Source organism: Mycolicibacterium thermoresistibile (assembly GCF_900187065.1).
Taxonomy (GTDB): domain Bacteria; phylum Actinomycetota; class Actinomycetes; order Mycobacteriales; family Mycobacteriaceae; genus Mycobacterium; species Mycobacterium thermoresistibile.
On sequence record NZ_LT906483.1, the window covers coordinates 4,752,222 to 4,770,703 of the forward strand.

Here is an 18,482-nt window from a genome sequence, read left to right on the forward strand (position 1 = left end):
TCGTTAATGTGACCTCCATGACTACTGACGCGGACCGGGTCGCCGAACTCGCGCGGCGGGTGGTCGCCGAGCACGACCCCAACTCGGTGCCCATTCCGGAGTTCCTCGGCGCGTGTTATGACGCCGGACTGTCCTGGGTGCACTTCCCGGAGGGGCTCGGCGGCCTGGCCCTGCCACGCGGGTTGCAGGCCGTCGCCGACCGGATCCTGCAGGGTGCGGGTGGGCCGGTGCCGCTGGGGCTGAACCCGATGGGTTACGGCATGGCCGCTCCGACCATCCGCGAGCACGCCCAGACCGATGAGCTGAAACGGTTCTGGCTGCGACCGCTGGCCACCACCGAGGACATCTGGTGTCAGTTGTTCAGCGAGCCCGGAGCCGGGTCGGATCTGGCCGGGCTGGCCACCTCGGCGGTGCCGGACGGCGACGACTGGATCGTCAACGGGCAGAAGGTGTGGACCAGCCTGGCGCACCGCGCCCGGTGGGGGTTGCTGCTGGCCCGCACCGACCCCGACGCGCCGAAGCACAAGGGGTTGACCTATTTCGTGCTGGACATGCACGCCGACGGGGTGGAGACCCGGCCACTGCGGCAGATGACCGGACAGGCCGAGTTCAACGAGGTGTACATCACCGACGCGCGGATCCCCGACGCGCACCGGCTCGGCGCGGTCGGCGACGGCTGGCGGGTCGCGATGACCACCCTGATGAACGAGCGCAGCGCGTTGGGCGGCAGCGGCAACCGGCGCGGGTCAGGCACCATCGCCGATGCGGTCGCGTTGTGGGCGTCACGGCCCGACCTGCACACCCCGGTCATGCGGGATCGGTTGACCCGATTGTGGTTACGCGCAGAAGCTCAGCGGCTCACCGCCGAACGGTCCCGTGCCACCGCCACCGTCGGCGGACCCGGCCCGGAGGCGTCGATCGGCAAGCTGGTCGGCGCGGAACTCAATCAGGAGATCTACCAGTTCTGCATGGATCTGCTCGGGCCCGAGGGCGTGCTGTACCACAGCTACGACATGGACGGCGGCTCCGGCGACGACTGGCGCGGCCCGATCCAGCAGCGCTATCTGCGCAGCCGCGCCAACACCATCGAGGGCGGCACGTCCGAGGTGATGCGCAACATCCTGGGCGAGCGGGTCCTCGGATTGCCCGGTGATCTGCGCGCCGACGCCGGCATGCCGTGGAAGGAGATCCCGCGTGGCTGAGGAGCTTGCGGAACAGCCCGACAACGCAGCTGAGGAGCTTGCGGAACAGCCCGACAACGCAGCTGGTCTTTCGCCCACGTTCACGTTCACCGAGGAGCAGCAGCAGCTGCGCGCGGCGGTGCGCAGGTTCTGCACCGAGCACTTCGACGAGCAGACGGTGCGCCGGCTGATGGAGTCCGAGCCCCGTTTCGACCCGAAGGTGTGGGCCCGGCTGGGCGCCGAGCTCGGCGTGCTGGGCATGTCGGTGCCGGAAGCCGACGGCGGCGTGGGCGGCACGCTGGTCGATCAGGCCGTCGCGGTGGAGGAATTCGGCGCGGCACTGGCCTGCGGCCCGTTCTTCGGCACCGTGTATCTGGCCGTCCCGGCGCTGGCGGCGGCCTCGGCCGGCCCGGTGCGCGACGAGCTGCTGGGCCCGTTGCTCGAGGGCGCCCGCACCGCGGCGGTGATCCTCGCCGACCGGGCCGGGGTGTTCGACCCGACCGCCGTGACCGTCACCACCGACGGCGCCACGCTGACCGGCACGGCGTCGCAGGTGGTCGACGTGGACGCCGCCGATGACCTGCTGGTCGCCGCCGACGGTCCGGACGGGGTCGGGCTGTACGCGGTCGACGCCACCGGCCCCGGGGTGACGCGCACCCCGCTGGTCACCATGGACCTGACCCGACCGCAGGCGGCGGTGCGGTTCTCCGGGGCCCCGGCACGGTTGGTCGCCGAACCCGGCACCGCCGAACGGGTGATCACCCGGGCGCTGCAGGTGGGTGCCGCGCTGCTGGCCGTCGAACAGGTGGGCGCGGCCCAGCATCTGCTGGACCTGTCGGTGGATTACGCCAAGTCGCGGCTGCAGTTCGGCCGGCCGATCGGCTCCTTCCAGGCGGTCAAGCACCGGCTGGCCGACATGCTGGTCGACGTCGAGCACGCCCGGTCCACCGCCTACCACGCGGTGTGGGCGCTGGCCGACCCGGCCGGCGAGCTCGACGATCCGGCGCTGGCCACCGGCATCGCGCAGGCCGTCTGTTCGGCCGCGTTCAGCCGGGTCGCCGCCGACACCATCCAGGTGCACGGCGGCATCGGCTTCACCTGGGAGCACTCGGCGCACCTGTACTACAAGCGGGCGGCCACCGACGCCGCCCTGCTCGGCACCGCCGAACAGCATCGGGACCGGGTCGCCGCGCTGGCGTTGGACACCGCGTCGCCGGATCGGGTCCCGCGGGTGGCCACCGGCAGCGGATAGGCTCGGTAACAGCCGCTCACCTGGGAGAAAGGACGTGACGTCGATGATCACCCTCACCAACTGGACCGGAGGCCTGCTGGTCGCGACCGGCGTGATCGCCTACATCGCCAGTGGCGCCGTCAGCGTCACCGCCCTGATTCCGGCGTTCGTCGGTGTGCTGCTGCTCATCGCCGCGTTCGTGGGCGCCCGCTCCGACGGTGCGCGTCAGCCGGCCATGATCACCGCGCTGGTGGTCGCGTTGCTGGCGGCGCTCGGCGCGGTGATGAACGTGCTCAAACTGCCGGCGGTGTTCGACGGCACCGCCGAGCGTCCGGCCGCGGTCGTCACGAGCACGATCATGTTCGTGCTGCTGGTGATCTATCTGATCCTCGGCATCCGGTCGTTCCTGGCGGAGCGCCGCGGCGACAAGGTCGGCTGAGTGTGCGCAGCCGGATCCCGGTGAGGCGACCGGCGCCTCACCAGTTCCAGTCCTCGTCGGTGGTGCTCTCCGCGGTGCCGATGACATAGGCCGCGCCGCTGCCGGAGAAGAAGTCGTGGTTCTCCCCGGCGCCCGGGTCGAGCGCGGCCAGGATCTCCGGAGCCACCTGGCAGTCGTCGGCCGGGAACAGCGGATCGAAGCCGAGGTTCGACAGCGCCTTGTTGGCGTTGAACCGCATGTAGGGCAACACCGGTTCGGTCATGCCGAGCGGGTCGTACAGGTCGTGGGCGTAGTCGACCTCGTTCTCGTACAGCTCGGTGAGCATGTCGTAGGCGAACTCCTGCAGATCGGCCTGCCGTTCGGGAGTCGACTCGTTGTAGCCGAGCTGGAACTTGTAGCCGATGTAGTGGCCGTGGATGGCCTCGTCGCGGATGATCAGCCGGATGATGTCGGCGGTGTTGGTCAGGATCGACCGGGTCGACCAGTACAGCGGCAGATAGAACCCGCTGTAGAACATGAACGACTCGAGCATCACCGAGCTGATCTTCTTCTTCAGCGCGTCGTCGCCGCGGTAGTAATCGTGCACGATCCGGGCCTTGCGCTGCAGGAACCGGTTGGTCCGGGACCACTCGAACGCCTCGGTGATCTCCCTGGTCGAGCACAGCGTCGAGAAGATCGAGCTGTAGCTCTTGGCGTGCACCGACTCCATGAAGGCCATGTTGGTGTACACGGCCTCCTCGTGCTGGGTCTTGGAATCGGCGAGCATCTCGATGCAGCCGACGGTGCCCTGCATGGTGTCCAGCAGGGTCAGCCCGGTGAACACCCGCACGGTCAGCTGCTGCTGTTCCGGCGTCAGGGTGCGCCAGCTGGGCAGGTCGTTGGACAACGGCACCTTCTCCGGCAACCAGAAGTTCGCCGTCAGCCGGTTCCAGACCTCGATGTCCTTCTGATCGGTGACATCGTTCCAGTTGATCGCCTCGAGCGGAGCGACGTCCGTCGTGGTCTTTTCAGCGAGCTCTGTCATCGCGTCACCCTTTCCGATCCATCCGGCCGCCCCGCAACGCGGGCCAACACTCCACATACTGGCGTGCACCTGCTGGTTTTCCTAGCAGAAACGCCAGTTCAGCGAGTTAGCTCGAGTGGTGGGTGGTTGAATGCCCGCGCGGGGTGTGCAGCGCTCGAGGATAGCCGACCCGGCGGGGTGTCGGCCGTCACGCTCACAGCTGCACACCGTCGATCGCCCGGTAGATGCGTTGTTCGCTGACCGGGCGCGCGGTGCCGAGCTGCTGGGCCCACAGACTGACGCGCAGCTCCTCGATCATCCACCGGATCTCGGCGATGTCGGGGCGGGCGGCGCGGGCCGGTGACACCGCGGCCACCAGCTCCTCGTAGGCCTCCTGAACCGCGTGCACCCGGGCCATCCGGTCCCGGTCGGCGGCCACGGCGTGCGGCAGACGCTCCAGCCGTCGTTCGATCGCGGTGAGGTACCGGGTGAGGTCCGCCAGCCGGCCCGCCCCGGAGGCGGTGACGAACCCGGCCGGCAGCAGCCGGCCCAGCTGATCGCGGATGTCGGCCACCGCGTCGGCCTGGGTGGGCGGCGGTGGGTCGGGCAACGCCAGCTGCACCCGCTGCGCGGCGGCCAGCACGTGCTGGACCCGACCGACGACGTTCTGGGTGGTGGCCGCCAGCTTCGCGGCCACCCGGTCCCGCACGGCGAGGAACTCGGCACGGGTCCACACCGGCGTCTGGGCCAGCACGTCGACGGCGGCGTCGGCGCAGTCCTCCAGCAGCGCCGTCGGCGATCCGTGCGGGTTGTTGCCCAGGACCAGCCGGGCGCGCGGGTCCAGTGCCCGTTCCACCGCCTTGACCGGGGACGGCACCGTCAGCCGCAGCAGACGCCGCAGGCCGGGACGCATCGCCGCGGACTGCTCGGCCTCGGTGGGCAGCACCCGCAGGTCCACCGCCGGCCCGGTGTCGACCAGGGCGGGGTATCCGCGCACCGCGCGGCGTTCCACGGTGCGGGGCAGTTCCTCGAGGTCCTCGGGCCAGTCCCGCAGCCCGGTGCGTTCCAGGTCGGCGCCGACGGCGTCGGCGACGGCCCGGCGGGTGGTGCCGGCCAGTCGCTCCTGCAGCGCCGCGAGGTCCTTGCCGCGGGCCACTTCGGTGCCGTCGGGGCCCTCCACCGCGAAGGTGACCCGCAGGTGGGCGGGCAGGCGGTCCAGATCGAACGCGTCGATCGGAACGAGGATGCCGGTGCGACGGTGCAGTTCGCGTTGCACCGCTTCCAGGAGCGGCTCGTCGCCGGGTTGCAGGGTGGTCAGCAGCGCGCGGGCGGTGTCGGGGGCGGGAACGAAGTTGCGGCGCAGGTCCTTGGGCAGCGACCGGATCAGTTCGGTGATCAGTTCCTCACGCAGCGCGGGGACCTGCCAGGCGAAGTCGTCGCCGCCCAACCGGGCCAGCACGTGGACCGGCACGTGCACGGTGACCCCGTCGTCGGCGGCCCCGGGTTCGAAGCGGTAGCTCAGCGGCAGCTCCACATCCCCGCTCTGCCAGGTGTCGGGTTGTTCGGCGTCCGCGTCGTCGGTGCGCAGCAGATCCTCGCGGCGCATGGTGAGCAGATCCGGGGTGCGGTGGCGTTGCTTCTTCCACCATGCGTCGAAGTGACGGGCCGACACCACGGTGTCGGGTATCCGGGCGGCGTAGAACTCGTAGATCTCGTCGTCGCCGACCAGCAGGTCGCGGCGCCGTGCCCGGTCCTCGAGTGCGGCCAGTTCGTCACGCAGCCGGGCGTTGTCGTGGAAGAAGCGGTGCCTGGTGTGCCAGTCGCCCTCGACCAGGGCGTGCCGGATGAACAGCTCGCGGGCCACCTCCGGTTCCACGGTGGCGTATCCGACCCGGCGGCGCGGCACCACCGGCAACCCGTAGAGCGTCACCCGCTCGTAGGCCATCGCCGCACCGCGCTGGGCGTCCCAGTGCGGTTCGCTGTAGCCGCGCTGCACCAGGTGCGCGCCGACACGCTCCACCGTCTGCGGGTCGATGCGGGCCGCGATCCGCCCGTACAACCGGGACGTCTCGACCAGCTCGGCGACGACCACCCACCGCGGCGGTTGTCTGGTGAGCACCGATCCGGGGGCCAGGACGAAACGGGTGTTGCGGGCGCCGAGGTATTCGCGCGGGCCGCGGTCCCGGGCGCGGTCCCGGCTCTTGCGGTCGCGCTGGTCGTCGCGCATCCCGACGTGCGACAGCAGCCCGGCCAGCAAGGCGGCGTGGATCCGGTCGGGCGCGGCCGGTTCGGGGTCGGGCGATTCGCGGATACCGATGTCGCGGGCGATGCTGCGCAGTTGCCCGACCAGGTCCTGCCATTCCCGGATGCGCAGGTAGTGCAGGAACTCCTCCCGGCACATCCGGCGGAATGAGTTGCCGGACCGTTCCTTTCGCTGCTCGGTGAGATACCGCCACAGGTTCAGGTAGGACATGAAGTCGGAGTGCTCGTCGGCGAACCGGGCATGTTTGGCCCGGGCGGCGTCCTCCTTGTCAAGGGGGCGTTCGCGTGGGTCGGGGATGGACAGTGCGGCGGCCAGCACCAGCACCTCGCGCACGCATCCCTCGGTCTCGGCCTGCAGCACCATGCGCCCCAGCCGCGGGTCGACGGGCAGCTGGGCCAGCCGCCGCCCGACGTCGGTGATCTCCCCGCGCTCGTCGAATGCGCCCAGCTCGCGCAGCAGCGCGACCCCGTCGCGGATGCTGCGCTGATCCGGCGGGTCGAGGAACGGGAAGTCCTCCACCGCACCGAAACCCAGGGCGGCCATCTGCAGGATCACCGCCGCGAGGTTGGTGCGCAGGATCTCGGGCTCGGTGAATTCGGGGCGGGACTCGAAGTCCTCCTCGGAGTACAGCCGGATGCACACGCCGGGCGCCACCCGGCCGGATCGGCCGGCGCGCTGGGCGGCCGACGCCTGCGAGATCGGTTCGATCGGCAGCCGCTGCACCTTGGTGCGTCTGCTGTACCGGGAGATCCGGGCGGTGCCCGGGTCGACGACGTAGCGGATCCCGGGGACGGTGAGCGACGTCTCGGCGACGTTGGTGGCCAACACGATCCGCCGCCGTAACCGATGCGGGGTGAACACCTTCTGCTGTTCGGCGGTGGGCAGCCGGGCGTACAGCGGCAACACTTCGACGTCGGGATCCAGGGTGCCCCGCAATGCCTCCGCGGTGTCGCGGATCTCCCGTTCTCCGGAGAGGAAGACCAGCACATCGCCGGGTGGTTCGGCGTCGAGTTCCCGCACCGCGTCGATGATGGCCTCGGTCTGATCGCGGATCTCGGTGCGGACGATCTCGTGGTCGGGGTCGTCGGGATCGTCCGCGGTGTCGGTGCCGGCCGGCACTTCCAGTGGGCGGTACCGGATCTCCACCGGGTAGGTGCGACCGGACACCTCCACCACGGGGGCGTCGAAGTGCTTGGCGAACCGGCGCGGCTCGATCGTGGCGGAGGTGATGATCACCTTGAGGTCGGGCCGCCGCGGGAGCAGCCCCTTCAGATAGCCGAGCAGGAAGTCGATGTTGAGGCTGCGTTCGTGGGCCTCGTCGATGATGATCGTGTCGTAGCGCAGCAGCCGCCGGTCTCGCTGGATCTCGGCCAGCAGGATGCCGTCGGTCATCAGTTTGACCAGGGTTCGGTCGCCGGCCTGATCGGTGAAGCGCACGGTGTAACCGACCGCCTCCCCCAGCGGGGTGCCCAGTTCGTCGGCGATGCGCTGCGCGACGGTGCGGGCCGCCAGCCGGCGCGGCTGGGTGTGCCCGATGGTGCCGCGGATGCCGCGGCCGAGTTCCAGACAGATCTTCGGCAGCTGGGTGGTCTTGCCCGACCCGGTCTCCCCCGCCACGACGACCACCTGATGGTTGGCGATGGCCTCGGCGATCTCGTGGCGGCGCTCGCTGACCGGCAGATCCGGATAGCTGATCTCGGGCACCGCGGCCGCCCGGGCAGCGACGAGCGCCTCACCGGCGGCGATCTGTTCGGCGATGCGCTGCAACTGTTCCGGTTTGGCGCCCCGCACCTGCCTCAGCCGACGGCCGAGCCGGGCGGCGTCGCGATGGGTGAGGCCGTCGAGGCGGGCGCGCAGCGCACGCACGTCGTGAGACGGATCGGACACTGGTACCACGATAGGCCGCCCGCAGATCCGGGCTGTGCCCTGTTCCCGGGGCTGTGACCTGTTGCCCCAACCCTCCCGCGCGCCCCCTCCCCCGCACCCCTCCCCCGCGCCCAACGTGAAACCGCTGCGCTGTGCGGGCGGTTTTTCCGCAGTAGTTGCACGTACGACGGCTCCCGGACCGTTTCCGACGGGATGGTCCCGGCGGTCGGCGGCGGCCGAACTCGTTTCGCACGCAACCGTCCGATGCTCCGGGGATGGACCAGGCTCCGCGGGCGTACCAGGATGGGATCCAGACCCATCAATCAAGGCCGATGGCGGCCGGCACCGGTTCCGGTTCGCGGTGCAGATGACGACTCGCTGTGGGCTGATCGCTCATCCGTAGGACACGTCATGACCGCACCACGCACCCCGTCCGGCCCGACCACCCGGGGCGTCGACCCGGAGAATCTGATGGCTTTCGTCCTCCGCGCCGTGACGGAGGTCGGCGCCGCGCTCAACGCCGCTCTGGTGGTGATGGGCGACCGGCTCGGCTACTACCGGAGCCTGGCCGCGCACGGCGCCAGCACACCGGCCGAGTTGGCCGAGCGGACCGGCACCGATGAGCACTACGCGCGGGAATGGCTCAACGCCCAGGCCGCCGGGGCGTTCGTCAGCTACGACCCCACCACCGGCCGGTACCTGCTGCCGCCCGAGCATGCCGAGGCACTCACCGATGAGACCAGCCCGGCATTCGTCGGCGGCCTGTTCCAGATCGCGCACGGAACCGTCTGCGACACCGCCTCGATCCTCGAGGCCGCCCGCACCGGCGGCGGTGTCGGCTGGGGCGACCACAATGCGGACGTGCACATCGGGTGCGAACGGTTCTTCCGGCCCACCTATCACGCACATCTGCTCGCCGAGTGGCTGCCCGCACTCGACGGGGTGCTCGACAAGCTCACCGCCGGCGCCTCGGTCGCCGACGTAGGCTGCGGTCACGGCGCGTCGACGAGGTTGATGGCCGAGGCGTTCCCACGGTCGACGTTCCAGGGCAGCGACGTTCACGCGCCGTCGATCGAGGTCGCCCGGCAACGCGCCGCCGGGACGGGGCCGGACGCGGTACGCAACATCGCCTTCGAAACGGCCGGTGCGGACGCCGTCGCCGGCGGACCCTACGACCTCATCACGATGTTCGACTGCCTCCACGACATGGGCGATCCGGTCGGTGCGGCCCGGCATCTCCGCGAGGTGATCGCCGACGACGGCACCTGGATGATCGTGGAGCCCGCCGCCGGCGACCGTGTCGAAGACAATCTCACGCCGATCGGCCGGGCCTATTACGGCTTCTCGACCCTGCTGTGCACCCCGGCGTCGCTGTCCCAGCCCGTCGGGTTGGCGCTGGGCACACAGGCCGGACCGGCCCGGATCCGGGAGGTCGTGACCGCGGCGGGTTTCACCCGGTTCCGACTGGTCGCGGACACTCCGTTCAACAACGTCTTCGAGGTCCGGCCGTGACGTTCACGCGCCGTCTTCAGCCCCGATCCGTTCCTGCCTGACGCACGGCCGGGACATGACCTCGTTCCGTAGCCTGGTGATGTGAGTGCCGCACCGGCCGAGGCCGTGACCCTGGACAACCGTTTCGCCCGCGAGCTGCCGGAGCTCGCGGTGGCGTGGCAGGCCGAGTCGGCGCCCGACCCGAAGCTGCTCGTCGTCAACGAGGCGCTGGCCCGCGAGTTGGGTCTCGACCCGGACTGGCTGCGCAGCCCCGACGGGGTGCGGTTCCTGATCGGCACGTCGCTCCCGCCGGGGGCCACCCCGGTGGCGCAGGCCTACGCCGGTCATCAGTTCGGGGGGTTGGTCCCCCGCCTCGGCGACGGTCGGGCGTTGCTGCTCGGCGAACTTGTTGACGAGCAGGGCCGGCTGCGTGACCTGCATCTGAAGGGCTCCGGCGCCACCCCGTTCGCCCGGGGCGGCGACGGGCTGGCCGCGGTCGGGCCGATGTTGCGTGAGTACCTGGTCAGCGAGGCGATGCACGCACTCGGCGTGCCCACCACCCGATCCCTGTCGGTGGTCGCCACCGGCCGGCCGGTGTACCGGGAGACCGAACTTCCCGGCGCGGTGCTGGCCCGGGTGGCGTCCAGCCATCTGCGGGTGGGCAGCTTCCAGTACGCCGCGCTCGTCGGCGATGAGGCGCTGGTCCGTCGGCTCGCCGACCACGCCATCGCCCGGCACCACCCGGCGGCCGCCGACGCGGCCAACCCGTATCTGGGATTGTTCGAGGCGGTGATCTCGGTGCAGGCCCGGCTGGTGGCCCGGTGGATGCTGGTCGGCTTCGTGCACGGCGTGATGAACACCGACAACACCACGATCTCCGGGGAGACCATCGACTACGGGCCGTGCGCGTTCCTCGACGTCTACGACCCGGCGACGGTGTTCAGTTCCATCGATGACCGGGGCCGCTACGCCTACGGCAACCAGCCAGCCATCGCGGGCTGGAATCTGGCCCGGTTCGCCGAAGCCCTGCTGCCGTTGCTGGCCGACGACACCGACCGCGCGATCGCCGTCGCCACCCAGGCGTTGCAGGGTTTCCCGGGCCAGTACGAGGCGGCCTGGACCGCCGGTATGCGCACCAAGCTCGGATTCCGCGCCAACGCGGACATCCCCAAGGAACTGATCGACGATCTGCTCGCCCAACTGATCCAGAGCCACATCGACTACACGTCGTTCTTCCGGACCCTGAGCCGCGCCGCCCGCGGCGACACCGAACCCGCACGGGGAGTATTCCTGGACCTCGCCGAGTTCGACCGCTGGCTGAGCCGGTGGCGCGATCTGGACCCGGATCCTGAGCTGATGGACCGGTCCAACCCCGTCTACATCCCGCGCAACCATCTGGTGGAACAGGCCCTCAGCGCGGCCGTCGACGGAGACATGGAGCCGTTCCGCCGGCTGCTGACGGTGGTCACCGACCCGTTCACGGAACGTCCCGGCCTGGAGCGCTACACCGAACCGGCACCGGAATCGTTCGGCCCCTACCAGACCTTCTGCGGCACCTGACGCCTACCGCTGGGCGGTGACGAGCTCCCGCACCGCCGGGGCGACCTCGGCGGCGAACCGTTCCGTGGTGGCGGTGTCGTCAGAGGCCAGGATGAACGCGCTGATGCCGTGGCTCAGGGCGATGTCGGCCAACTCGTCGGCGGAGGGCTGCCCGCCGACGTTGAGGAGCCGGCGGATCTGCCGGGGGTCGCGTCCGGCGGCGACGGCCGCGTCGTCGATGCGCTGGTTCATCGCGGTCAGGTCGGACACCCCGCCGGACAGGTACTGCAGCGACGGCAGCCAGCCGTCGGCGAGCCGGCCGACCAACCCGAGCATCCGCGGTCCGTACCCGCCGATCCAGATGCTGATCCGGTGCGCCGGCGCGGGCCCGCGTTTGGCCCCGCGGATCCGGTAGTGGGCACCGTCGACGTCGAGCACCCCGGCGGCGTCGACGTCCCAGATGCCGCGGATGACGGCGATCGCCTCCTCGAGCGCCTTGATCGCCGCACCGGGACTGCGGCGCTCACCGCCCATCGCGACCACCCCGTCCCAGAACGCGCCCGCACCCAGCCCCAGCTCCACCCGGCCGCCGCTGAGCAGATCGAGACCGGCGGCCGACCGGGCCAGCACCGCCGGCGGCCGCAACGGCAGGTTCGCCACGTTGGCGCTGAGCCGTACCCGCTGGGTGCGGGCCGCCGCATAGGACATCAGCGTCCAGGTGTCGTGGTACTTCGCCACGTACGGGTGATCCTGGAATGTCACCAGGTCCAGCCCGGCCCGGTCGGCGACCACGGCCTGTTCGACCGGATGGTGCGGCGGATGATTGCTGGGTGTGACGAAGGTGCCGAACAGCAGATCGTGCCCATAGTCGGTCATGACAGGCCTCCTCAGATCTTCAGGTCTACCCGCTTTTCGCATCACACTCCCCGCCGAAGTGCCGGTGCGGCGGGCAGACTGGCAGGTGAAGCGGTCGAGAGGAGACGTGGTGAAGGCGACGGTGCGGTTGGGCCGGATAGCCGGGATCCCGGTCGGGGTGCACTGGAGTGTGCTGGGCATCGTCTTGTTGCTCGTGGTCGGGCTGTCGGTGCAACTGCAGTCGGTCGTGGGCGGATATCCGCAGGCCGCCTACATCACAGCCGCATTCGGCACCGCGGCGTTGTTCGTCCTGTCGCTGCTGGCGCACGAACTCGCGCACGCGGTGGTGGCCCGGCGCAACGGGGTGGAGGTCGACGGCATCACGCTGTGGCTGCTCGGCGGGGTGGCCCGGCTGCGCGGCGACGCGCTGACCCCCGGCGCGGCCTTCCGGATCGCGGTGGTGGGACCGCTGACCAGCCTGCTGATGGCGGCGATCTTCGGGGCCGCGACCTGGCTCGCCGAGGGGGCGGGCCTCGGCGACCTCACCCACGCGGTCCTGCTCTACCTGGCGATCATCAACGTGGTGCTGGCGGTGTTCAACCTGATCCCGGCGGCTCCCCTGGACGGCGGACGCATCCTGCGCGCGGCGATCTGGGCGTGGCGGGGCGACCAGTACGTCGCCACCGTGTGGGCCGCGCGGGCCGGCCGGTTGTTCGGTTTCACCTTGATCGCGCTGGGTCTGGTTCAGGCGATGACCGGCCTGGGCGGGCTGTGGTACATCCTGCTCGGCCTGTTCATCGTGACCATGGCCGGCGCCGAGGAGTATCAGGCCCGCACCACCGCAGCGCTGGCCGGGGTGCGGGTGCGGGACGTGATGACGCCGCAGCCCGAGACGGTGCCGGGGGACCTCACCGTGGCCCGGTTCCTCCACGACGTCCTGCTGTTCCGGCGCCATTCGGCGTTTCCGCTGGTGGACGCCTTCGGCCGGGTGGAGGGGTTGATCACCCTCAACCGCATCCGGTCGTTGTCACCCGAGGAGCGGGCCACCGCCCTGCTACGCCAGGTGGCGTGTCCGGTCAACGAGGTTCCCACCGCCGCCCCCGATGAGCTGCTGACCGATCTGCTGCCCCGCCTCGGTGGCTGCGCCGACGGTCGTGCGCTGGTGTTCGAGCGGGGCCGGCTGGTCGGTATCGTCTCGCCCACCGACATCAGCCGTGCCGCGGCGCTGCACGGTTTGACCGCTGAGATAGGCTCCGGCGGTCCGGACATCAGCCCTGGTCACCCGTGGTCACGCTGACCCACCCAGCAGAATCTGTTTACTCGTCGGGCGATACGGGAACAACAGGCGCTCGATGTCCGTTTGACCGACGGAAACCGAGACTACGAGGCACTGCCATGACTGTTGATTACGACGCTCCAAGACGAAAACAGGACGATCTCGAACCCACCGACTCGCTGGAGGAGTTGGCGGTGCGGCGCGCCGAGGCGGCGCCGGTGCTGGAGGTCGACGACGCCGACCTCCTCGAGGGTGTCGAACTGCCGGGCGCCGACCTGTCCGGCGAGGAGCTGACGGTTCGGGTGATCCCGAAGCAGGACGACGAGTTCACCTGCACGAGTTGTTTCCTGGTGCAACACCGCAGCCGGTTGGCGGCCGGCTCCGATTCGGTGTGCGTCGACTGTGCCTGATGTTCGGGGCCTGATGTTCGGGGCCTGATGTTCGGGGCCTGATGTTCGGGGCCTGATGTTCGGGGCCTGATGTTCGGGGCCGCCTCGGGCTGAGCGCAGCGATCTGGGACCGCGGCTGCCCGGCCGGATCTGCTCCGGCCGGGCAGCCGCGGTGTCTCCGGTGCGCGCAACCCGCACGTCGGCCGCCGTGGCACGACGGCTGAGCGCTCCTGTCGGTGGCCGGTGATATCTCTGTAGGTGATGCCAGGTCGGGGGGACCTGGGACACACAAAACGTGTGGAATCGGCGCCTACAGGGGGGGACGATGACGTCGACGTTCGAGGATCGCATCGACTGGGTGCTGCGGGCGCGCTGCCGCGCAGCCGATCCGGACACCTTGTTCGTCCGGGGCGCGGCCCAGCGCAAGGCGGCGAAGATCTGCCGGCCGTGTCCGGTGCGCACACAGTGCGCTGCCGACGCATTGGACAACCGGATCGAATACGGCGTGTGGGGCGGGCTGACCGAACGGCAACGCCGGGCGCTGCTGCGCAGACACCCGGAGGTGGACTCCTGGGCGGAGTTCCTCCCCCGGGTGATGGACTGACCCCGGTGCTGGATCGGACCCGGCGGCGACCGGCGACCGAGGGCGACTGTGACCTGGGATACTTGCGGTTCGGACGGCTGAAAGTGAAGTAGGTCTGATGGCGAAACCCATTCTGCTGGTGCACGGTGCGTTCTCCGGTTCCTGGGTGTGGGACCAGGTGGTGGCCGAGCTCGCGTCGTGCGGCGTGCAGGCCCGGACCGTCGAGCTGTCCAGCCGGAAGCCGGATGGAACGCTCGCCCGTGACGCGCATGTGGTGCGGGACGCCCTGAAACAGTTCGACCAGCCGGCCGTGCTCGTCGGTCACTCCTACGGTGGCGCGGTGATCACGGAGGCCTCGGCGGACAACGATCACGTGGCGCATCTGATCTACGTCTGCGCGGCCCTGCCGCAGGCCGGCGAGTCCGTCAGTGACGTGCTGGCGCGAGATCCGGACCCGCAGGGTGATCTCGCCCCCGCGCTCGAGGTGCGCGAGGACGGCACCGCCACGATGAAGCGTGACGCGGCCCGGCAGGCGCTGTTCAACGACGCCACCGAGGAGCAGTTCGAGTCGGTGGTGGACAAACTGGGCCCGCACGCGATGGGCACCCTCAGCGAGCCGGTCACCGGCCTGGGCTGGCAGCAGCATCCCGCCACCTACGTGATCGCACTGCGGGACCAGATGTTCTCGGTTGCGCTGCAGGAGGAGTTCGCGAGCCACGTCGGCACCGTCGCGAAGATCGACACCGGCCACGGCCCCATGGCCACCCGGCCGGCCGAGCTCGCCGAGATCATCGCCACCGCAGCACGTTAGGCGCGACATCGCCGGCGAGCCCGCAACCGCCAACGACGGGGCCGCCGTTCGGGTCGAGCCTGACAGTCCGGACGGCTGCTCGGCGGACTCGGTGCGCTCCCGGCGCGCGAGCTGTCGGACGCTGTCCGCGTTTGGCAGTATCTCGCACCGCGGGAAGAATGTGCGCAGCCGATCGAACGAGGAGACCATGGCCTCATCCACCCGGCGTGTCGGCGCCGAGACGTCCAAGACCCGCGACACCCTGCTCAACTGTGTCGAACAGATGATGCTCGCCGAGGGGTATGCCAGTGTCACCTATCGTGCACTTGCGGCCAAGGCCGGTGTCACCCCGAGCCTGGTGCAGTACTACTTCCCGACACTGGACGACATCTTCATCGCCGCGATCCGGCGCTATTCGGAACGCAACATCGCCCAGCTGAACAAGGTGCTCGCCGAGCGGGCCGACGATCCCCTGCGGGCGTTGTGGGAATACAGCTGGGATGAGGCGACCGGTGCGCTCATGACGGAGTTCATGGCGCTCGGCAACCACCGCAAGAACATCCGGTCGGAGATCGCGTCGGCGACCAGGAAAGTCCGCAAGATCCAGTTGGATGCGTTGTCGGCGAAGTTCGGCAAGGACGCCCGACTCGGCGCGGAGTTCGACCTCAGCCTGCCCGCGCTGCAACTGCTGCTGTCGGGGCTGCCGAAGCTGCTCAACCTGGAGGCGGGCGTCGGGGTGAAGACCGCACACCACGAGATGGCGGCGGCGTTCGAACGTTATATGGACGCCCTCCAGCCGACAGCCGGCACGGCAGAGACCAAGACCGGGGCGAAGAGCACACCCCAACGCAAATCCGCTGCGCATCGTCCGAAGTCTCCGGGTCACTGAGCACTTTCCGCTGTCCTGTACGCACGTATGGCAATTGTGCTATACATCCGTACAACAGCGACGGTGGGAGGGACCCATGACCAATTCGGACGAACTCGAACAATTGCGCCGACGGGTGCAGTACCTTGAAGACCGCGCGGCGATCCTGGACTGCGTGATGAATCAGGCCCGCGGTCACGACCGCCACGACGCCGACCTGATGAGTGGCGTCTACTGGGAGGACGGCGTCGACGAACACGGCCCGACCGTGAAATCCGGCCCCGAGTACGGCGAGTGGGCCAACGCCGCGCACAGTGCGGTGTTCGAGGACCATCTGCACAACATCACCACACACACCTGCGAGATCGACGGCGACGAGGCACATGCCGAGAGTTACGTGATCGGCGCCATGCGGGCCAGGGGCGGCAAGGTCGTCTCGTTGATGGGTGGCCGCTACCTCGACCGCCTGGAGCGACGGGACGGCGTGTGGAAGATCGCGGTCCGGCGCTGCACCATCGAGTGGATGATGAGCGGCGATTCATCGATGCTCAATTCCGGTGCCGTCCAGGGCTTCATCAAGGGAAAGTGGGACAAGTCCGACGCCTCCTACATTCGGCCGCTGCAGCTGGAGAGCGCACCGGTCGAGCGGTGGTGACCGGTGCGGCTTGACGGTCGCGCCGCACTGGTGACCGGCGGCGGCTCCGGGATCGGCAAGGCCACCGCGCAACGCCTCGCGGCGGCGGGTATGCGGGTGTGCGTGGCCGACATCGACGCTGACGCGGCCGCCGAGGTCGCCGACACCGTGAACGGGGTCGCGGTTCGATGCGATGTGTCCGATCCGGCACAGGTGGACCGCGTCTTCGCCGCATGCACTCACGAGCTGGGCGGTGTCGACCTGGCTTTCCTCAACGCCGGCATCACCATCGAATGGTCCGGCGACATCGCCGAACTGGACCTGGCCCAGTACCGCCGATCGGTCGGCGTCAACCTCGACGGGGTGGTCTTCGGTGCGCGAGCCGCGGTGCGCTCCATGCGGGTCCGAACCCGGCGGTCCCACGGGGTCATTCTGGCCACCGCATCGCTGGCGGGGCTGATCCCGTGGCACCCGGATCCGGTGTACTCGCTGGGCAAGCACGCGGTGGTCGGGTTCATGCGTTCGATCGCGCCGAATCTGGCGCCGGAGGGAATCGCGGTGCACACCATCTGCCCGGGCATCACCGAGACCGGTGTGCTCGGGGACCGTCGCCCGCTGGTGGAGCGCATCGGGGTGCCGGTGATGGAGGCGGACACCGTTTCCGACGCGGTGCTGGCCGCGGCCCGTGCGCCGATCGGACAGACCGGCGCCTGCTGGGTCACCCAGCATGGAAAACCCGCGTGGCCGATGACTTTTCCCGACGTGCCGGGCCCTGACAGCAAGCTCAACGTGCCGGTTCGCCGCACATCGGGCTGATCACCCGCCGGACGTCAGCCCAGCACGGCGGGCATGCTGTCCCAGCCCCGGACCGTCGCGGTGGGTGCGCGCACCGCGTTGTCGGCGTCGATCGTCCAGTCCGGCCACCGCTTGAGAATCTCCTCCAGCGCCACCCGGCCCTCCAGCCGGGCCAGCGACGCACCCAGGCAGAAATGGGTACCCCGCCCGAACGCCAGATGGCTGCCGGAGCTGCGGTGGATGTCGAATCGGTCCGGGTCCTCGAACCGGCGCTCGTCGCGGTTGGCCGCCCCGGCCATCAGCAACAGGGCGCTTCCGGCCGGCACCGTCTGTCCGTGATACTCGACGTCGTTGGCGACATACCGGGCGATGTTGTGCACCGGCGACTCATAGCGCAGAACCTCCTCGACCGCGCCGGGGATCAGTGCCGGATCGCGCGCCAGCTCGCGTCGTTGATCGGGGTGCTCGCCCAGGAGTTTGCCCAGCCAGCCGAACAACCGTCCGACGGTCTCGGTGCCGGCGTTGGCGATCACTCCGAGGAAGACCAGCAGCTCTTCGGTGCGCAACCGGCGCACCGTACCCGAGACGTCCTCGAATTCGACGTTGAGCAGTTCGGTGACCAGGTCGTCGGACGGGTGCCGTTCGCGCCAGGCCACATAGTCTCTGAACATGTCGCCGTTGAAGTAGTTGTCCCTGCTCACCGGCAGCGGCCGCCCCGGTTGGTTGCGGAGCCGGCGCCCGGCGACCGAGCGCACCTCGCGCTGCAGGGAATCGGGCATCCCCACCAGCATGCCGATCACCCGCATCGGCATCTCGGCACCGAGGTCGCGGGTGAAGTCGAACCGGTCTCCCGCGTTCAGCGGGTCGAGGCAGGCCGCGCAGAACGCCCGCACCTGATCCTCGATCGCGGCCATCTTCCTGGGCGTGAACGCCCGTGAGACCAGTAGCCGATGCACGGTGTGCAGTGGCGGGTCCTCGTGGATGAACACCCCCAGCGGCATCACCGGTTCCGCTTTGACCACCTCGAGGATGTCGCCCTTGGCCGAACTGAGATTCTCCACGTCCCGCAGGGCGGCTTCGACGTCGGCGTAGCGGCTCAGCGCCCAGAAGTCGAACTTGTCGTTGTAATACAACGGAACCTCGTCACGCAGCACCCGATAGGTGGGGTATGGATCCCGGTCGATCTCGATGTCGTAGGGGTCGTAATACAGCCGGCTGCCACCCAGGACGCGCATATTCTCCTCGATTCCGCCGACGCTCCGGCAATGCAGTACGATCG

The 18,482-nt window shown here is 69.7% G+C and carries 16 protein-coding genes; 12 read left to right on the forward strand and 4 right to left on the reverse strand.

What is annotated here, in order from left to right:
* Nucleotides 1-17 precede the first annotated feature (17 nt).
* The 3 genes from CKW28_RS22620 to CKW28_RS22630 are packed head-to-tail and all read left to right on the forward strand — an operon-like array spanning nucleotide 18 to nucleotide 2,851.
* The gene (locus CKW28_RS22620) at nucleotides 18-1,202 is read left to right on the forward strand and encodes an acyl-CoA dehydrogenase family protein (RefSeq protein WP_003924206.1); all 1,185 of its coding nucleotides are present in this window, start codon (nucleotides 18-20) and stop codon (nucleotides 1,200-1,202) included.
* The gene (locus tag CKW28_RS22625) at nucleotides 1,195-2,433 is read left to right on the forward strand and encodes an acyl-CoA dehydrogenase family protein (RefSeq protein ID WP_003924204.1); all 1,239 of its coding nucleotides are present in this window, start codon (nucleotides 1,195-1,197) and stop codon (nucleotides 2,431-2,433) included. The genes CKW28_RS22620 and CKW28_RS22625 overlap by 8 nt, the downstream gene beginning before the upstream one ends.
* Nucleotides 2,434-2,476: 43 nt before the next feature.
* Nucleotides 2,477-2,851: a hypothetical protein gene (locus CKW28_RS22630; RefSeq protein WP_040546180.1), complete on the forward strand. Its 375-nt coding sequence runs from the start codon at nucleotides 2,477-2,479 to the stop codon at nucleotides 2,849-2,851.
* Between the two features lie 37 nt (nucleotides 2,852-2,888).
* On the opposite strand, the gene nrdF is transcribed toward CKW28_RS22630, so the two are convergent.
* Both nrdF and hrpA read right to left on the reverse strand, forming a co-directional pair.
* Nucleotides 2,889-3,875 (reverse strand): class 1b ribonucleoside-diphosphate reductase subunit beta, encoded by a 987-nt coding sequence (gene nrdF, locus CKW28_RS22635; protein WP_003924200.1) that lies wholly within the window; start codon nucleotides 3,873-3,875, stop codon nucleotides 2,889-2,891.
* A 193-nt stretch (nucleotides 3,876-4,068) separates the two neighbouring features.
* The gene (gene hrpA, locus CKW28_RS22640) at nucleotides 4,069-8,004 is read right to left on the reverse strand and encodes an ATP-dependent RNA helicase HrpA (protein ID WP_040546167.1); all 3,936 of its coding nucleotides are present in this window, start codon (nucleotides 8,002-8,004) and stop codon (nucleotides 4,069-4,071) included.
* A gap of 390 nt (nucleotides 8,005-8,394) precedes the next feature.
* Here hrpA and CKW28_RS22645 point away from each other — a divergent pair, with 390 nt between their 5' ends.
* The gene (locus CKW28_RS22645; RefSeq protein ID WP_003924198.1) at nucleotides 8,395-9,495 is read left to right on the forward strand and encodes a class I SAM-dependent methyltransferase; all 1,101 of its coding nucleotides are present in this window, start codon (nucleotides 8,395-8,397) and stop codon (nucleotides 9,493-9,495) included.
* Nucleotides 9,496-9,576: 81 nt separating this feature from the next.
* On the forward strand, nucleotides 9,577-11,034 hold the full coding sequence (locus CKW28_RS22650; protein WP_003924195.1) for a protein adenylyltransferase SelO: 1,458 nt from the start codon (nucleotides 9,577-9,579) through the stop codon (nucleotides 11,032-11,034).
* Between the two features lie 3 nt (nucleotides 11,035-11,037).
* Here the strand turns inward: CKW28_RS22650 and CKW28_RS22655 are convergent, their stop codons facing one another.
* Nucleotides 11,038-11,889 carry an LLM class flavin-dependent oxidoreductase gene (locus CKW28_RS22655; RefSeq protein ID WP_003924194.1) on the reverse strand — a complete coding sequence of 284 codons (852 nt, stop codon included), beginning with the start codon at nucleotides 11,887-11,889 and terminating at the stop codon, nucleotides 11,038-11,040.
* A gap of 109 nt (nucleotides 11,890-11,998) precedes the next feature.
* Between CKW28_RS22655 and CKW28_RS22660 the strand changes: the two genes are divergently transcribed.
* From CKW28_RS22660 to CKW28_RS22690, 7 genes are all read left to right on the forward strand, one after another.
* A complete protein-coding gene (locus CKW28_RS22660) occupies nucleotides 11,999-13,165 on the forward strand; it encodes a site-2 protease family protein (protein ID WP_040546179.1) in 1,167 nt (388 codons plus the stop codon).
* A 98-nt stretch (nucleotides 13,166-13,263) separates the two neighbouring features.
* Entirely contained in the window at nucleotides 13,264-13,554 is a 291-nt protein-coding gene (locus CKW28_RS22665) for a DUF4193 domain-containing protein (RefSeq protein WP_003924189.1), read from the forward strand.
* A gap of 304 nt (nucleotides 13,555-13,858) precedes the next feature.
* Nucleotides 13,859-14,137, forward strand: a complete 279-nt coding sequence (locus CKW28_RS22670; RefSeq protein WP_003924188.1) for a WhiB family transcriptional regulator — start codon at nucleotides 13,859-13,861, stop codon at nucleotides 14,135-14,137.
* 97 nt (nucleotides 14,138-14,234) lie between these two features.
* Nucleotides 14,235-14,927 (forward strand): alpha/beta fold hydrolase, encoded by a 693-nt coding sequence (locus CKW28_RS22675; RefSeq protein WP_003924186.1) that lies wholly within the window; start codon nucleotides 14,235-14,237, stop codon nucleotides 14,925-14,927.
* 187 nt (nucleotides 14,928-15,114) lie between these two features.
* Nucleotides 15,115-15,795 carry a TetR/AcrR family transcriptional regulator gene (locus tag CKW28_RS22680; RefSeq protein WP_040546178.1) on the forward strand — a complete coding sequence of 227 codons (681 nt, stop codon included), beginning with the start codon at nucleotides 15,115-15,117 and terminating at the stop codon, nucleotides 15,793-15,795.
* A 76-nt stretch (nucleotides 15,796-15,871) separates the two neighbouring features.
* Complete coding sequence (locus CKW28_RS22685) at nucleotides 15,872-16,429, forward strand: nuclear transport factor 2 family protein (protein WP_003924183.1); 558 nt, start codon at nucleotides 15,872-15,874, stop codon at nucleotides 16,427-16,429.
* Nucleotides 16,430-16,432: 3 nt separating this feature from the next.
* Nucleotides 16,433-17,224 carry an SDR family oxidoreductase gene (locus tag CKW28_RS22690; protein WP_003924182.1) on the forward strand — a complete coding sequence of 264 codons (792 nt, stop codon included), beginning with the start codon at nucleotides 16,433-16,435 and terminating at the stop codon, nucleotides 17,222-17,224.
* A gap of 14 nt (nucleotides 17,225-17,238) precedes the next feature.
* Here CKW28_RS22690 and CKW28_RS22695 read toward each other — a convergent pair whose 3' ends face one another.
* On the reverse strand, nucleotides 17,239-18,438 hold the full coding sequence (locus CKW28_RS22695; protein ID WP_003924181.1) for a cytochrome P450: 1,200 nt from the start codon (nucleotides 18,436-18,438) through the stop codon (nucleotides 17,239-17,241).
* Between the last annotated feature and the right edge of the window lie 44 nt (nucleotides 18,439-18,482).

Bases quoted from the DNA above. Each gene is read 5' to 3' on its own strand.
- CKW28_RS22685 (WP_003924183.1), top strand. From the start codon at position 15,872: ATGACCAATTCGGACGAACTCGAACAATTGCGCCGACGGGTGCAGTAC.
- CKW28_RS22665 (WP_003924189.1), top strand. From the start codon at position 13,264: ATGACTGTTGATTACGACGCTCCAAGACGAAAACAGGACGATCTCGAA.
- CKW28_RS22655 (WP_003924194.1), bottom strand. From the start codon at position 11,889: ATGACCGACTATGGGCACGATCTGCTGTTCGGCACCTTCGTCACACCC.
- CKW28_RS22675 (WP_003924186.1), top strand. From the start codon at position 14,235: ATGGCGAAACCCATTCTGCTGGTGCACGGTGCGTTCTCCGGTTCCTGG.
- CKW28_RS22680 (WP_040546178.1), top strand. From the start codon at position 15,115: ATGGCCTCATCCACCCGGCGTGTCGGCGCCGAGACGTCCAAGACCCGC.
- CKW28_RS22670 (WP_003924188.1), top strand. From the start codon at position 13,859: ATGACGTCGACGTTCGAGGATCGCATCGACTGGGTGCTGCGGGCGCGC.
- CKW28_RS22695 (WP_003924181.1), bottom strand. From the start codon at position 18,438: ATGCGCGTCCTGGGTGGCAGCCGGCTGTATTACGACCCCTACGACATC.
- CKW28_RS22620 (WP_003924206.1), top strand. From the start codon at position 18: ATGACTACTGACGCGGACCGGGTCGCCGAACTCGCGCGGCGGGTGGTC.
- CKW28_RS22630 (WP_040546180.1), top strand. From the start codon at position 2,477: ATGATCACCCTCACCAACTGGACCGGAGGCCTGCTGGTCGCGACCGGC.
- nrdF (WP_003924200.1), bottom strand. From the start codon at position 3,875: ATGACAGAGCTCGCTGAAAAGACCACGACGGACGTCGCTCCGCTCGAG.
- CKW28_RS22645 (WP_003924198.1), top strand. From the start codon at position 8,395: ATGACCGCACCACGCACCCCGTCCGGCCCGACCACCCGGGGCGTCGAC.